Raw genomic sequence first — 15,126 nt, 5'->3', positions numbered from 1 at the left:
TTAACACTCTACATCAGCATCTGCGGATCAACATCCAGACTAATCAGCAACTTTTGTGCCTGCGCAGATTCGGCCATTTCATCAGCCACTTGCTGAGCCAAACCAATCGCGTCAATATTTCCACGCCATTTTATCATACATTGAAATCGGTATCTATTCTTGATTCTCGAAATGGGTGAAGCTACTGGCCCCAAAATGTCCAATACATCCGATGTAAGCCGGTCCATATTCCCGAACCAGCCCCGTTGTCTGGCTCGTCCCTGTAGTGTCGCTGAATAATTTTCAGCCAATCGGACTAGCACTGGAAGCTGTTCATGAGAAAAGGTCACCAAAATAAGTCGGCAATATGGCGGGTAGTGCAAATTACGGCGGTGTTTCAACTCTTCCCTCACAAAAGATGAATAATCATGACGGCTTGCATGAACCACCGAATAATGCTCTGGAGTGTAGGATTGTACGAATACTTCCCCCGGCAATTGATGCCTTCCAGCACGCCCGGCTACTTGTGTTAACAGCTGAAAGGTCTTTTCCGCAGCCCGAAAATCCGGTAAATTAAGAGCAGAATCCGCAGTAATGACACCTACCAGCGTTACATCGGGAAAGTCCAGCCCTTTGGCTACCATTTGAGTACCCAGTAGTACGTCTGCTTTTTTATCACGAAATTGCTTAAGCAGCTTTTCATGAGCGTTTTTTTCAGTCGTTGTATCAACATCCATTCGGACAACACGTATACCAGGGAATAGCTTAGCCAACTCTTCTTCCACTCGCTGAGTACCTGTACCAAAGTAACGAATATGCTCACTACCGCATTCCGGGCAAGTCTGAGGTACAGGCTCGGAATATCCGCAATAATGACAACGTAAATTGTTCGACCGCTGATGATAGGTAAGCGAAATATCACAATCCGGACATCCCGCCACATAGCCGCAGCTCCGGCACATGACGAACGTGGAGTGACCACGCCGGTTCAACAGTAATACCGTCTGCTCGTTACGCTCTAATCGCTCTGCGATTCCATTATGCAACGCACGGCTGAACATGGAGCGGTTGCCGGCCCGTAGCTCCTCACGCATGTCCATGATATGGACTTCGGGTAACGTGTTCCCCAATGCGCGGGTCGGCATTTCAAGCAGCAGCGGCGCAAACTCGTCATTGCTTTGGGAGCGGGCAGCATAATAGCTTTCCAGTGACGGTGTAGCTGAACCGAGAATAACGACAGCCCCGTGCTGGTGCGCTCTGCGAATGGCTACATCACGCGCATGGTATTTGGGCGTCTCTTCCTGCTTATAGGACGTTTCGTGCTCCTCATCCATAATAATGAGCCCTAGCTCACGAAAAGGGGCAAATACCGCTGAACGAGCGCCAATCGCTACTTTTACACGGCCTTCGCGTATTTTGCGCCACTCATCGTACCGTTCTCCCCCGGACAATCTACTGTGCATCACTGCGACCTGGTCGCCAAAACGTCCTTTGAAACGTTCGACCATTTGTGGAGTTAATGATATTTCGGGTACGAGCACAATCGCCTGGCGATTCTGCTCGATACATCGCTGAATGGTCTGCAGATAGATTTCCGTCTTACCGCTTCCTGTGACTCCATGCAGCAAATAAGCTCCTTGCTCACGCATGTCCAGCTGACGAATAATCCGTTCATACACCGACTGCTGCTCTACCGTAAGAGGGAGTGGGTCTGTAGGTTTGAAGTGTCTGCCCCGGTAGGGATCGCGGAACACTTCAACATCTTCCTGTAATACATAGCCCTTATCTTCCAGTGCCTTAACCGTCGCAGCTGATACACCTAACGAGGTCATAACTTCCTTCAGCGGCAGAGGCAGAAACTCGCTACGTTCCAGCAAAAAAGCAAGTACCTCCCGCTGACGCTGCGCCTTGGCAGAAAATTGCTCCAGTGCCATGGATGCTTCATCTATGCTGATAGCCAGATCAACAGCTTTCATCGTCTTTTTGCCAAGCTTGTCTTTAATAACCTGGCTTTCCTGAAGCACTCCGCGGCGTAACAGCGATTTAATAACCTCCGCCTCCTCGGGGAAACGTCTACTAAGTTGCTGCAACGGGACTTGCTCCTTATTCTGAATGAAGCTGACAATCTGACGCTCCGCCGGGTCGCTCATACCGTCGTCAGTCAGAAGGGCCCATTCGATCTCATCCCCCTGATTAGACAGCATAGACCGCTGTGGATTCATAGACTCTTGCTGTTCGGCAATGGAGATATAACGTTCCGCCTTGCCCTTAAGCGCGGTAGGAATCATCACTTGCAGTGCCATAATTTGATTACAAGCATAACGCTCGCTCATCCATTTGCCCAGTTCAACCAAATCGGGAGATAAGGGCGGTACCAGATCCAGCAACTCCTGAATCGCCCTCATCCTATATTTCGGCGGCTCTTCAGCTGGAACTACCGAGATAACAAAAGCCTGCACCGTCCGTTTGCCAAATGGCACAGCTACCCGACTACCTGGCTCAATCCAAGGTCTCATGGAATCTGGGATCAGATAATCGAAGGTACGATCTGTATCCTTGGCAGGTACATCGACAATGACCTTGGCAACTAAATTGCCTGTCTCCATTAATGCAGCACCCCACCCATGCGTCCCGCGGCTAGAGTAAGCAGTTTACGCGCAACCTCTTCCTTTGACTGTACAGGAATCTGCTCTACCATCCCGCTTCGGTCATATATTTGAACAGCATTTGTATCGACGCCAAAACCTGCACCATCCACAGTTACATCGTTTGCCGCAAGCAAATCACAATTTTTACGTTCTAATTTATCTATTGCATACGTCTCCAAATTTCCCGTTTCTGCTGCAAAACCAATTAAAAATTGATGTTTCTTGCTGCGTCCGAGTGATTCCAGAATATCGACGTTCTTCACTAACTCCAGTGTAAATACACTATCTTTTTTCTTGATCTTGGTCTGTGCCACCTCACGTGGTCGATAATCTGCAACGGCAGCAGCCATAACGACCATATCACTCGTTTCCCATTGTTTTAGCACAGCCTGGTACATGTTTTCAGCTGACTGGACTCTTTCAAGCGAAATACCTGAAGGCGGTTCCGCACTGGTATTGGCAGCAATCAAATGCACCTCTGCCCCCATCTCCTGAGCCACTTTCGCAATGGCAAAGCCCATTTTACCAGATGAATCATTCGTAATATAACGGACAGGATCAATTCGCTCAATCGTGCCTCCAGCCGTGACAATGACTTTTTTTCCCGAAAGCGCTAATTCATTCTTATCTACAAGTCGCTCGGTTACTTGTTTCTCCGTAGATTCTTCTCCAAACCACCGTGCTTCAGACTTGATTGTAGCTTCAGGCTCCTGAGCTTGCTGATCAAAAAAGCGCTCAATCGTTTGCACAATAGTTTCTGGCTCTTCCAAACGTCCTTTGCCAACATAACCACAAGCCAGTAATCCTTCACCAGGCTCAATCATCTTCACACCACGGGATACCAGTGTCTCCATATTTTGCATGACTGCAGGATGAGTGTACATATGTACATTCATCGCAGGGGCCACCATAATAGGCGCTGTCGTAGCCAGCAACGTTGTCGATAACATATCATCAGCAAGACCATGCGCCATTTTCCCGATGATATTCGCCGTTGCAGGAGCAACTAGCACCAGATCAGCCGCATCCGCCAGATGAATATGGGATACGATAGACGGCTCTCTTTCATCAAATGTATCACTGTACACCGGATTGCGAGAGAGTGACTGCAGCGTAAGTTCGGTAATAAACTCCTTGGCAGAAGCCGTCATAATCACATGTACATCGGCTCCCTTTTGCGTCAACTTACTGCAGAGCGCAGCCCCTTTATAGGCAGCAATTCCGCCGGTTATACCAAGAATAATAACTTTCCCCTTCAACATCGTTAACTCCCCCTGACCGAAAAAAATAACAACCTTGCGGTTGTCAAAGGAATTGGCATTGCGCCTGGTTATAATGATTGTCTATAATTCTTATTCTTCTTCGCCGCTTTCAAGCAAAAGATGATCTGCATAGATCTCTTCCAGAGCTACTCCAACCTGTTTGTGAGATTTAGGACTCTTCAAGCTCGTCTTCTCGCCCTCACGCAACTGTCTAGCACGGCGTGATGCCGCTACAACCAGCGAATATTTACTATCTACCTTTTTCATCATTTCATCAATGGAAGGATACAGCACGAATAGACACCTCTTCATGTAGTTTTAAGCTGTATAAGCTGAACTCCAGTGTACACCTTCAAGCTCAGCTTATACAGTATTATTTCTCTTTTGGTACGCTTGGCATATGTAAAGCCCTCGCTTAAGGTCGAACCTTACAATGTTCGGCGATAATAATGGATTCTATTCGTTTACAAGCGAAATCAATCTCATCATTGACAACCGCATAATCATAGTGACGCAACAGGTTCATCTCGTCCACAGCTACCGACATACGGTGATCAATGGTTGCTTGAGTTTCTGTGCCACGTCCCCGAATTCTATCCTTCAACTCATCCAGCGAAGGTGGAAGCAAGAATATAAATATGCCTTCTGGAAATTTTTCTTTAACCTTTAGCGCGCCCTGAACTTCAATTTCCAGAAAGATATCTTTACCCTGCGCAAGCGTCTGGTCTACAAAATCACGTGGAGTGCCATAGTAGTTACCTACATACTCTGCGTACTCCAACAATTCATCCCGTTCAATCATCCCTAAAAAATCTTCACGCGTTTTGAAAAAATAGGTCACTCCATCTTGCTCGCCCGAACGAGGTGTTCGAGTTGTAGCAGAAACAGAATACGTTATCTCAGGTAGCTTTTCGCGCAATGCATTGCCTACCGTTCCTTTACCGACCCCCGAAGGTCCGGATATTACAAATAATAATCCCTTAGCCATAGTACACTCCATTTTTATTCGTCATTGTCATCATCTTTAGTGGATAGGCGATGAGCGACCGTCTCCGGCTGCACCGCAGACAGGATTACATGATCACTGTCTGTAATAATAACAGCCCGTGTCCGGCGGCCATAGGTAGCATCAATTAGCATATGACGGTCCCTGGCTTCCTGTATAATCCGCTTGATCGGAGCAGACTCCGGACTGACGATGGAGATTATTCGGTTGGCCGACACGATATTGCCAAAGCCAATATTGATCAATTTGATTGCCATATTCAGGTCTTTCCCCCTATACATGTGACTATTGCAGCCGTGCCGCTACCAGGTAGCTACTCAATATTTGCAGCCTGCTCACGAATTTTTTCGAGCTCTGCTTTCATCTCAACGACCAAGTTAACTAATGTGAGATGATTAGCCTTAGAGCCGATCGTGTTGACTTCCCTGTTCATTTCCTGGATTAAAAAATCTAATTTGCGACCGGCCGGCTCGTCCGACAGCAGCAATCTTTTGCACTGTCCAAAATGACTTTGAAGCCGGGTAAGCTCCTCATCAATATTGCTGCGATCCGCGAATAACGCAATCTCCATTCCGAACTTATGTTCATCAAGCGTAAATGAACCGTCCTGAAGCTCTTTAAGCCTGTTCTTCAGCCTGTTACGGTAGTCGCTCACAACATGAGGAGCCAACACCGCCATTTCATGATGAAAGGATTCCAAACGTAAAATGCGGGATTCCACATCTTGTACCAAATGCCCGCCTTCTCGCCTTCTCATCTCCAGCAAACCTTGCAAAGCTTCATTCAAAGCTCGCTGTAGTTGCTCTTCCCAGTCATCTTCGTCTCCATTGCAAGCCTCTCCAGGCTCACCCAGAACATCAGGCAAAGCAAGGATATCACTTATACCTAACGTTCCTTTAACGCCATAACGATCTGCCAGCTGCTCCGCTGCACGCAGGTAAGCCTGCACCACAGTGTCATTCAACCGTGCGGCGGGTATCTGTTCTTCATCACGTTCCCTGTGGATGAAAACATCGATACGACCGCGTTTAATCTGCTGTTGAACCGTTCTTCTCAAGCCATCTTCATAACGAGTCCATTCACGTGGAATTCTCATCATCACTTCGCAATAGCGGTGATTGACCGATTTCAATTCCAAGCGCACTTTATACCCCTCATGATGAAGGATGGCTTGACCGTATCCGGTCATACTCAATGACATCGGCATCACATCCATTATACTATTGTAATTGATTATTATAGTCGAAACAAGGGGGCCTGTACTCGGCCTGATTTTTCCCATACATATGAAGTCAGCTCAGCTGTCATTTCATAGAACATAAAAGGAGTCATGAAATAGATCCCATTAAAATGTTCCATGGCCGTATCAAGCAGCTCCTTGGCAATAGACACGCCCATTGCTCGTCCTTCCGAGCCCTCCAGTCCCGACATACGTGCACGCACCTCATCGGATAACTGAATGCCTGGCACTTCATTGTGCAAGTATTCTGCATTGCGGCCACTAGCCAGCGGCATAATACCGATAAAAATCGGTATTTCCAAATGCCGTGTCTCTTCTGCAATGGCTATAATCAGCTCAGGATCGTAAACAGGCTGGGTCATAATATAATCGGCCCCGGAGGCAATTTTCTTTTCCAACCGCTGTACGGCTTTACCCAAATGCTTAACATTCGGATTAAAAGCAGCTCCCACCACAAAATTAGCTTTCTGCTTGAGTGGTTTACCGGAAAATGCGACGCCATCATTTAGCTGCTTGATCATGCGTATGATTTCAAAAGATGTCATATCATACACCGAACTGGCGCCTGGTAAATCACCAAACCGCGCCGGATCACCAGTAACCGCCAGTACATGGTCAATACCCAGTGCGTCAAAACCCATCATGTGGGATTGAGTACCAATCAGATTACGGTCACGACATGCGATATGAATTAATGGACGCAAGCCTGTTTCAATACTAACCAGATGCCCAAGCGCCATGTTGCTCATACGAGTGACTGCGAGCGAATTGTCAGCAAGTGTAAGTGCATCGGCTCCGGCTTTCTTCAAGGCATGCGCACCTTGCATAAACCGGGTAATGTCCAGATCTCGCGGAGGATCCAGCTCTACAATGACCGTATGCCGTTCCTTAACCAGATCCACAATGTTGGGTTCGCTGGCATGTCTGCCATTGCCTCGTCCCCCTTCATTTGCTGTCTGCTCCACCACATGAATGGACTCTGTCGACAAAGCTTCTTTTGGAGCCAACGGGGGCGGTTGCAAATTTTTTAAAGCTTTGGAAATAGCAGCAATATGGTCTGGCGTAGTTCCGCAACAACCACCAATCAGCCTGGTCCCGAGATCTACAAAGGACGCGGCACATTCTCCGAAATATTCAGGTGATGCACCGTATACATAGTGACCGTCCACATAATCTGCCAGTCCCGCATTTGGATATACAGACAGCGGTACAGACAAAGGACCATCCAGCTGCTCCATTACACTCATAATTCCCTGCGGACCGGAGTGACAGTTAAACCCGAGGATGTCAGCTCCTTCACTACGCAGTGTTGAAAAAGCTTCTGACACTAGAAAACCATCTTGGGTACGACCAACCTGATCGACCGCAAATTGACAAATTACCGGAATGTCACTGTATTTACGTACACTGTGAAGCGCAATGCGCATTTCGTCCAGTGAATAAAACGTTTCGCATAAAATGCCGTCAACCCCTTCGGAAAGAAGGGCATCGATCTGCTGCTCGTAGTTTCTTGACAGCTCCAGCTTGGATATGTTAAGACGTTTGCCTCCGCATATGGAACCGACCGCACCTACTACATAATGTTCAGGTCCGGCAGCAGCCTTGGCAATTCGCACACCAGCACGATTAATCTCTTCCACCTTAGATTCCAGTCCAAAGCGAGCTAACTTATAATCATTTGCAGAGAATGTATTCGTCTCCAGCAATCGTGCTCCTGCATTTAAATACTGACCATGTACGTCTGATATAACATCAGGCGAAGTAATGTTCAGTTCTTCGTAAGACGTATTTACTGGAAATCCTAGCTGGTACAAAAAAGTCCCCATAGCGCCGTCTCCGACAATAATTTCACGATTCAGCACAGTACGCAAATCCGGTTTCATGTCCTCTGCTCCACCCCGCTCTTTATTTTCATACTAATGTAACATAAAGAGACTACAAACATAAGCCAAAAACAAAAAAAGCCGCCTCACGCCCCGACAAAATGATACCAGGAGTAAGGCAACTTGAGTTATCATTTTCTATTTACCACTACATTTTCATAGCATTTTCCCATCAGAAGAATGGAGAGAAAACTCGTAAAAAGTCCCTTTTTTATTTACTTTAGCCACAATAGAATCCGTCCCCTTTTGGGAGAACGTATATTGATTTCCTTGAACATTCACTTTATAACCGGACACATTGATATTGAACAATAGTTGAACCTTAGGCTTGACCAGCTTCAATGCTTCGGCGGCGGTATATTTTGGACTTGCAAAAGATTTTTTGAAATCTGCGTCATCATTCCAGTCCATCCCAGAGGTGGATACAGCCAGCACTTTGCCAGTTACCGCTCCAATTTTGACCTCATTCGCCTCACTTGCATCCTCGAACGACCAATAAGAAAGCCCATTCTTCTCATCCTTGTAGCGTGAGGCATGCTGCACTGTGATTCGCTGTCCACTCACTCGCTTAAATGTGTTCATTGCACGGTTCAATAATACTGGGTCCACCTGTCTCAGCGCATAGTCCGCATTGACGGTAATAGCATTACCTTGATCCACATCAACATACAATGAGGAAGCTTTTTCTCCTGCCCCCCAGAATACCCAGTAATTCGAAGGCTTGTTGGACTGATAGGGGGATTTGACCCGCCAGAATGCTTCAAATTGTAAGGGACGCTTGCTGTCAAACGCTTTGGCGCTGTTTAATACTTTTGCCTTGAGTGGCGCGTTCATCGCCTTTCCCAAACTACTTATTTTATATCGTATAGTTGTAGAATCTACTCTGTTTTTCTCTTTATTATATTCTGTCTGCAACGTAGCTGTTCCGTCTTCCAATTCACCCTCGACAATCCAGGTTTTCCCCATATCCGTTACATCGTCAAATTGAAATGCAGCTTTTGAACCGATAAGTTCTTGTACTGCTTTTTCTAAACGGCTTACGACTGTCGGAGTTAGCGAGCCCACCTGCTTGTCCGTCGTTCCCGTGGCAGCAGGAATAGTCGCCGCTTGAACCGGAAGCGCGGTGGCTACAAGTATGAGGACTGCAACTGCTGAAATCCAACGAAATTTCCGCACTATGAACGGCCTCCTTATCGTTTTCTCATTTTCTATATTATACATTGTTCAGACGTCAAAAAAAGACAGAATATCGCTTGGTTCACCATTTCCCCAGTAAACAGCGGCATAAAAGGACAAAAAAAGAAGACCTACTCAGGTCTTCTTCCCCTTCACTTCTATATATTCTCAGGTCATTTACGGGCTATTCTTATCATTCACATCAATTCAGAATAGACGACCTTCGAATACAATCTCAGCCGGACCTGTCATATAAATGTGATTATCATCCTCGCTCCATTCAATATCCAGATCGCCGCCCTTTAGGCTTACCATGGCGCGGCGGTCGCTGTATCCATTTAGTACAGAAGCAACAAGCGTAGCACAGGCTCCAGTTCCACAGGCTAGCGTAGGTCCTGCTCCCCTCTCCCATACCCTCATATCTATATGCTTCCGACTACGTACCGTGGCGAACTCAACATTTGTTTTTTTAGGGAACAATGGATGACACTCCAGCTTTGGCCCCCAGGCCTCCAGATCAAAGCTAGGCGCATCCTCAACATAAATGACACAGTGCGGATTTCCCATAGAAACAGCCGTAAAGCGAAAACCACTTCCTCCAGCTTCAATGGGCTCATCTATTACGTTAGTCAAATCGAGTGTAGTTGGAATTTTCAATCCTTCCAGAATCGGCTCTCCCATATCTACCTTTACCATTCGTACAGTTCCGTTTTCCACAGTCAGTTCAACCTGCTGCACACCTGCACCCAGCGTCTCAATTGTGATCTGTTCACGGTTGATATGCTTACGGTCATACACATATTTGGCAGCACAACGAATAGCGTTACCGCATTGCTCGGCCTCCGAGCCGTCCGAGTTAATGATGCGCATGCGAAAATCTGCTTTTTCAGACGGCAATATATATACCAATCCATCGGCGCCAATACCAAAATGTCGATCACATAGCCGAACAGCTAATTCCGAGGCGTCAGACGGCAATTCCTGATGCCCGTACCAAACGATAAAATCATTACCCAGACCATTCATTTTAGTGAATTCCATAGCTTCCCCCCGCCGTTGCTGCTGATCTCATGCTCCTCTTGAAGCTTTGATCCCATAATATCATACAGGGCAAAAGCGGGAAAGCGATGCGATATGCAAGACCCGAATTCTAGGCTGAGAACTTTGTACGTCCCGCTGAAAATCGTGTATTTCCGCCGTGACGACGGTTACGTCGACCGCCCCATACACTTCCCGCTCCCATTAGGAACGTAGGAATTCCAGCTGCGACAATAGATAGTGCCCATTCACGTAAACCAAGGGGTACCGTTTTGAAAATAGGCTGCAGCACAGGCACATACATTACAACCAGCATCAGTACAATGGAGGACAGTACGGCAAGCACGAGATAACTATTTTGAAACGGATTACGATGGAAAACGGAGCGGGAGCTGCGGCAATCAAATACATGAATTAACTGCGCCAGCACTAACGTAGCAAATGCAACCGACTGCGCTTTGATCAATTGCCCTGCATCATTCGGAGCAATCCGTAATGTCAACCAAAAGGCCGCAAGTGTACATAAGCCAATCAACAGACCGCGACTAATAATTTTCCAGCCCAGTCGACGTGCAAAAATATTTTCCTTTGCGCCACGAGGCTTATGCTCCATAAGATCCTTTTCCGGCTGATCCACACCCAGAGCCATCGCTGGCAAACCGTCAGTTACCAGGTTCACCCACAAAATCTGAATGGGTAACAAAGGTAGCGGCAGCCCAGCCATCATGGCAAAGAACATCGTCAAAATTTCGCCAACATTGGAGGCGAGTAGATAACGAATGAATTTACGGATGTTCTCGTAAATATTTCGTCCTTCCTCAATTGCCGCTACAATTGTTGAGAAATTATCGTCACTCAGTACAAGTGCAGCTGCTTCTTTGGTCACGTCTGTTCCTGTAATGCCCATGGCAATACCGATATCCGATGCCTTGATCGCAGGTGCGTCATTGACGCCATCTCCGGTCATAGCTACGACATGTCCGCGTCTTTGCAGCGACTTGACGATTCTCAGCTTGTGTTCCGGCGACACCCGCGCATACACAGAGACGGTATCAACAACGTTATCCAACGCCGCATCATCCATGAGAGACAGTTGCTGTCCTGTCAATACATTTGAGCCGCGTTGGAGAATGCCCAGCTGCTGTGCAATGGCCTCCGCAGTTGTACCATGATCGCCCGTAATCATCACCGTGCGAATGCCGGCACGACGGCACTTGCCAATGGCCTCGCGAACCTCGCGGCGTGGCGGATCAATCATGCCGGTCAGGCCGATAAAAATCAGCTGTGTTTCAGCCTCCTCAACTGTAGAGACACGCTCATGCGAGCGGATATCACGGTAAGCGACGCCAAGTACACGCAGCGCCTCCGATGCCATACCTTCATTGGCTGCCAATACCTTTTGGCGCAGCGTACCCGTTAACGGAACGACATTCCCTTCCCATAAAATGTAAGAGCACTGACCCAGTAGCACGTCTGGCGCTCCTTTGGCAAATACAATATGTCCTCCCTGGTGGCGTACGAGTACCGACATCCGCTTCCGATCTGAGTCAAAAGGAAATTCTCGCTCCCGTGTGTACAGTTCGTATAGCCCTTGTCGCGTGACTCCGCCTTTGGCAGCTAACGTGACCAGCGCTCCTTCTGTCGGATCACCTTTCAGCTCCCAAACAGCGGAAGGCGTCGGCTCTTTGGTTTTCTTTTTTGAACGCAGCTCATCTATGTCAGCTTGAACAATCTCCGCATTATTACAAAGTACACTAGCTTGCAGCAATCTACGCAAGGATTGTCCGTTTTTTAGGTCGGCCGGAAGATCCCTGTCCATAATATGACCGTGTGGATCATAACCTTCCCCGGTAACTCCCCAGAAACGACCATCCAGCCACAGCTTGGTGACTGTCATTTTATTTTGGGTCAGTGTGCCCGTTTTGTCAGAGCAAATGACAGACGCACAGCCGAGCGTCTCAACGGAAGGCAGCTTGCGCACAATGGCCTTGCGTTTGATCATACGCTGTACACCCAAAGCGAGTGCAATGGTTACAATCGCGGGCAATCCTTCTGGTATAGCTGCCACAGCCAAGCTCACGCCGGCCAAAAACATGCTCATGGCTGGCTGACCATGCAAAATACCCGCTACGACCACGAGCACGGTTAGCGCTAACGCCACAATAATCAAAATTTTGCCCAACTGTTCCAGTCTGTGCTGTAACGGTGTCTCCTGCGACTCCGTATTTTCGATCAAGTCTGCGATCTTTCCCATTTCGGTACTCATGCCTGTGCGAATGACCACGCCTTGTGCGGTGCCTCTGGTCATCATGGTGCCCATAAAACCGATGTTCTTTTGGTCCCCAAGAGGTACTTCGGCGGCATGAATAGGACGGGAATGCTTACTCACCGGAACCGATTCACCTGTCAGGGCAGACTCCTCAACATCACAGCCATTTGTACTCAACCACCTTACATCTGCAGGGATACGATCACCACTTTCCAGCAGCACGATATCGCCCGGCACCAGTTCTCTGGCCTGAACATGTATTCGTTTGCCGCCTCGCAGCACCTTGGCGGTTGGAGCCGAAAGCTGTCTTAAAGCTCGCAATGAACGTTCAGCTCTGAATTCCTGCACAAAGCCGAGAATTCCATTTAGCACAACGATAGCAATAATGGTAATCGCATCCAGATACTCGCCGAGTAGGCCAGAGATCAGGGTCGCTCCCATCAATACAAGCATCATAAAATCCTTGAACTGGTTGAGCAGCAGCAAAATTGCCGAAACACGCTTGCCCTCGCTCAGCTCATTCCAACCCGTCCTTTCTCTTCGTTCCGCAATCTGTTCCTCCGAAAGACCCTGCTTCGGGTCGACTTCCAGACTAGTTGAAAGCTGCTCATTGCTTAATTGGTGCCAGTGTGCTTGTTCCATTCTCCCCAATTCCCTCCCGGTCAGATAGTCCGTTTCCGTCGGTTGTGCGTAGGATGGCTGCCCGTTATTCTATTTTTGTGCCACGATTGCTGATATGCTGGACAGACTTTCTTGATTCAATCTATTCGGACAGGACTCGAAATATCACAAAGCCGCTTAAGTTTTGTCCCAAAGTTATGTATCATAGGAGGAAGGCGAAAATACATTTGCTTCAAAGGAGAACATACATTATGGCATTGGACGGAATCGTAACCCGCGCTATCGTACACGAACTGCAAGCCATCCGGGGCGGGCGCATTAATAAAATACATCAGCCAAACGAACGCGATATCGTGCTGAACCTGCGGGCACAAGGCGGGAGTATAAAGCTGTTGCTGTCGGCTAATCCGACATTTCCGCGCGTACATTTTACAGAGCAAAGCTTTCTCAATCCGACAGAAGCTCCCATGTTTTGTATGCTTCTTCGCAAACATTGCGAAGGAGGCATTATTGAGAACATCACGCAGGTGGGCATGGAGCGCATTATTCATATGGATATACGTCAGCGTGATGAGCTGGGGGATATTTCATTGAAGCGCATTATTATTGAAGTGATGGGTAGACATAGCAATATTATTTTGCTTGACCCGGAAACAGGTATGATGCTGGATGGCATTCATCATGTCACACCCTCTATCAGCAGCTATCGGGTCGTTATGCCAGGCTTTCAATACACAGAGCCTCCTGAACAAAATAAGCTGAATCCACTAGAAGTCGAAGAAGCAGCCTTCATCTCCTCGTATCAAGCAGCCCTTGAGGCCGAAGAAGCTCCCAAACGCTGGCTCGTGAACACTTTTACCGGACTTAGTCCCCTTATTGCTGAAGAGATACTAATCCGAGCATCTAACGAAGAAGCATCTGGTGACAAGGATCGCCGACTGTGGAGGACATTCAGTGACATTATGGATGACGTGCGGAATCATCGTTTTCAGCCAGTATCTGGACTGAACGCACAAGATAAAGTAATATTTTCAGCCATTCCACTGACGCTGATCGAAGGAGAACGTAAGGAATACGCTACTATCAGTGAGTGTATGGAGGACTTTTTCGGTGAAAAAGCAGAAAGGGACACGGTTAAGCAAAAGGTTAGCGACCTACTACGGTTTCTCCAAAACGAGCGGAGCAAAAACGTAAAAAAACTCGATCATCTCCATCAGGATTTGGCCGAAGCGGAAGATGCCGATCAATTTCGGATTTACGGAGAGCTGCTATTTGCTTCACTGCATGAGGTAAAAAAGGGAGACAAGGAAGTAACACTCACTAACTTTTATGACGAGGAACAGGGTGCGATCAGCATTCCATTGGACCCGCTACTCAATCCTTCAGATAATGCACAACGTTATTTTAAAAAGTATAACAAATATAAAAACAGCCTGGCTGTCATTGACGAACAACTAGCAAAAACACACGAAGAAATTCGTTATATGGACAATCTTCTTCAGCAGCTAGCCCATGCCTCTATTAACGACATTGAGGAAATACGTGAAGAGCTGGTTCAGCAGGGCTATCTCAGAGATCGGGTTAAAAAAGGAAAGAAAAAGAAGAAAAATGACCGCCCGACCTTGCACGTATATACATCATCCGAAGGCATCGAGCTGCTGGTCGGCAAAAATAACTTGCAGAATGAATATGTGACCAACCGACTGGCCGGACCCAATGACACGTGGCTGCATACAAAGGATATTCCAGGGTCACACGTCGTTATTCGTGCCGAGAAATTCGGAGACGCAACGTTGGAGGAAGCTGCTCAACTGGCTGCCTATTTCAGCCAAGCCAAGCAGTCTAGCAGCGTACCTGTAGACGCCACCTTGATTCGGTATGTACGCAAGCCAAGCGGTGCGAAGCCCGGCTTTGTCATCTACGATCATCAGCGTACGCTCTTTATCACACCTGATGAGGAACTGGTCAAAAAGCTGCCGAACCGCATCAAAAACGGCTAAGTTC

11 protein-coding genes are annotated in these 15,126 nt (G+C 47.6%); 1 reads left to right on the top strand and 10 read right to left on the bottom strand.

Annotated elements, in window-relative coordinates; translation table 11 throughout:
* Nucleotides 1-8: 8 nt before the first annotated feature.
* The 10 genes from priA to ACXHJ1_RS16635 all read right to left on the bottom strand — a co-directional run bounded on the left by priA (nt 9) and on the right by ACXHJ1_RS16635 (nt 13,143).
* On the bottom strand, nt 9-2,585 hold the full coding sequence (priA, locus tag ACXHJ1_RS16680; RefSeq protein ID WP_457904934.1) for a primosomal protein N': 2,577 nt from the start codon (nt 2,583-2,585) through the stop codon (nt 9-11).
* The gene (gene coaBC / locus ACXHJ1_RS16675; RefSeq protein WP_107733365.1) at nt 2,585-3,889 is read right to left on the bottom strand and encodes a bifunctional phosphopantothenoylcysteine decarboxylase/phosphopantothenate--cysteine ligase CoaBC; all 1,305 of its coding nucleotides are present in this window, start codon (nt 3,887-3,889) and stop codon (nt 2,585-2,587) included. The genes priA and coaBC overlap by 1 nt, the downstream gene beginning before the upstream one ends.
* Nucleotides 3,890-3,979: 90 nt before the next feature.
* On the bottom strand, nt 3,980-4,183 hold the full coding sequence (gene rpoZ / locus ACXHJ1_RS16670) for a DNA-directed RNA polymerase subunit omega (protein WP_013371850.1): 204 nt from the start codon (nt 4,181-4,183) through the stop codon (nt 3,980-3,982).
* A gap of 121 nt (nt 4,184-4,304) precedes the next feature.
* Entirely contained in the window at nt 4,305-4,877 is a 573-nt protein-coding gene (gmk, locus tag ACXHJ1_RS16665) for a guanylate kinase (RefSeq protein ID WP_016822355.1), read from the bottom strand.
* 14 nt (nt 4,878-4,891) lie between these two features.
* On the bottom strand, nt 4,892-5,152 hold the full coding sequence (remA, locus tag ACXHJ1_RS16660) for an extracellular matrix/biofilm regulator RemA (RefSeq protein ID WP_005548256.1): 261 nt from the start codon (nt 5,150-5,152) through the stop codon (nt 4,892-4,894).
* 56 nt (nt 5,153-5,208) lie between these two features.
* On the bottom strand, nt 5,209-6,096 hold the full coding sequence (locus tag ACXHJ1_RS16655) for a YicC/YloC family endoribonuclease (protein ID WP_090890041.1): 888 nt from the start codon (nt 6,094-6,096) through the stop codon (nt 5,209-5,211).
* Nucleotides 6,097-6,131: 35 nt separating this feature from the next.
* Nucleotides 6,132-8,018, bottom strand: a complete 1,887-nt coding sequence (locus ACXHJ1_RS16650) for a bifunctional homocysteine S-methyltransferase/methylenetetrahydrofolate reductase (protein ID WP_107733363.1) — start codon at nt 8,016-8,018, stop codon at nt 6,132-6,134.
* Nucleotides 8,019-8,174: 156 nt separating this feature from the next.
* Entirely contained in the window at nt 8,175-9,194 is a 1,020-nt protein-coding gene (locus ACXHJ1_RS16645) for a hypothetical protein (RefSeq protein WP_031461721.1), read from the bottom strand.
* A gap of 207 nt (nt 9,195-9,401) precedes the next feature.
* Complete coding sequence (dapF, locus tag ACXHJ1_RS16640; protein WP_016822359.1) at nt 9,402-10,235, bottom strand: diaminopimelate epimerase; 834 nt, start codon at nt 10,233-10,235, stop codon at nt 9,402-9,404.
* Nucleotides 10,236-10,344: 109 nt separating this feature from the next.
* Nucleotides 10,345-13,143 carry a calcium-translocating P-type ATPase, SERCA-type gene (locus tag ACXHJ1_RS16635; RefSeq protein WP_107733362.1) on the bottom strand — a complete coding sequence of 933 codons (2,799 nt, stop codon included), beginning with the start codon at nt 13,141-13,143 and terminating at the stop codon, nt 10,345-10,347.
* 230 nt (nt 13,144-13,373) lie between these two features.
* On the opposite strand from ACXHJ1_RS16635, the gene ACXHJ1_RS16630 reads away from it, so the two are divergent.
* Nucleotides 13,374-15,122, top strand: coding sequence for an Rqc2 family fibronectin-binding protein (locus ACXHJ1_RS16630; RefSeq protein ID WP_107733361.1), 1,749 nt, complete (start codon nt 13,374-13,376; stop codon nt 15,120-15,122).
* Nucleotides 15,123-15,126: the final 4 nt, after the last annotated feature.

This window comes from Paenibacillus sp. ALE2 (assembly GCF_054113385.1).
The sequence above is the reverse complement of the archived record's forward strand: the minus strand, read 5'-3'. Positions and strand labels throughout refer to the sequence as shown.

Coding starts and splice junctions, on each gene's coding strand:
- priA (WP_457904934.1), bottom strand. CDS start 2,585: ATGGAGACAGGCAATTTAGTTGCCAAGGTCATTGTCGATGTACCTGCC.
- coaBC (WP_107733365.1), bottom strand. CDS start 3,889: ATGTTGAAGGGGAAAGTTATTATTCTTGGTATAACCGGCGGAATTGCT.
- gmk (WP_016822355.1), bottom strand. CDS start 4,877: ATGGCTAAGGGATTATTATTTGTAATATCCGGACCTTCGGGGGTCGGT.
- remA (WP_005548256.1), bottom strand. CDS start 5,152: ATGGCAATCAAATTGATCAATATTGGCTTTGGCAATATCGTGTCGGCC.
- ACXHJ1_RS16655 (WP_090890041.1), bottom strand. CDS start 6,096: ATGTCATTGAGTATGACCGGATACGGTCAAGCCATCCTTCATCATGAG.
- ACXHJ1_RS16650 (WP_107733363.1), bottom strand. CDS start 8,018: ATGAAACCGGATTTGCGTACTGTGCTGAATCGTGAAATTATTGTCGGA.
- dapF (WP_016822359.1), bottom strand. CDS start 10,235: ATGGAATTCACTAAAATGAATGGTCTGGGTAATGATTTTATCGTTTGG.
- ACXHJ1_RS16635 (WP_107733362.1), bottom strand. CDS start 13,143: ATGGAACAAGCACACTGGCACCAATTAAGCAATGAGCAGCTTTCAACT.
- ACXHJ1_RS16630 (WP_107733361.1), top strand. CDS start 13,374: ATGGCATTGGACGGAATCGTAACCCGCGCTATCGTACACGAACTGCAA.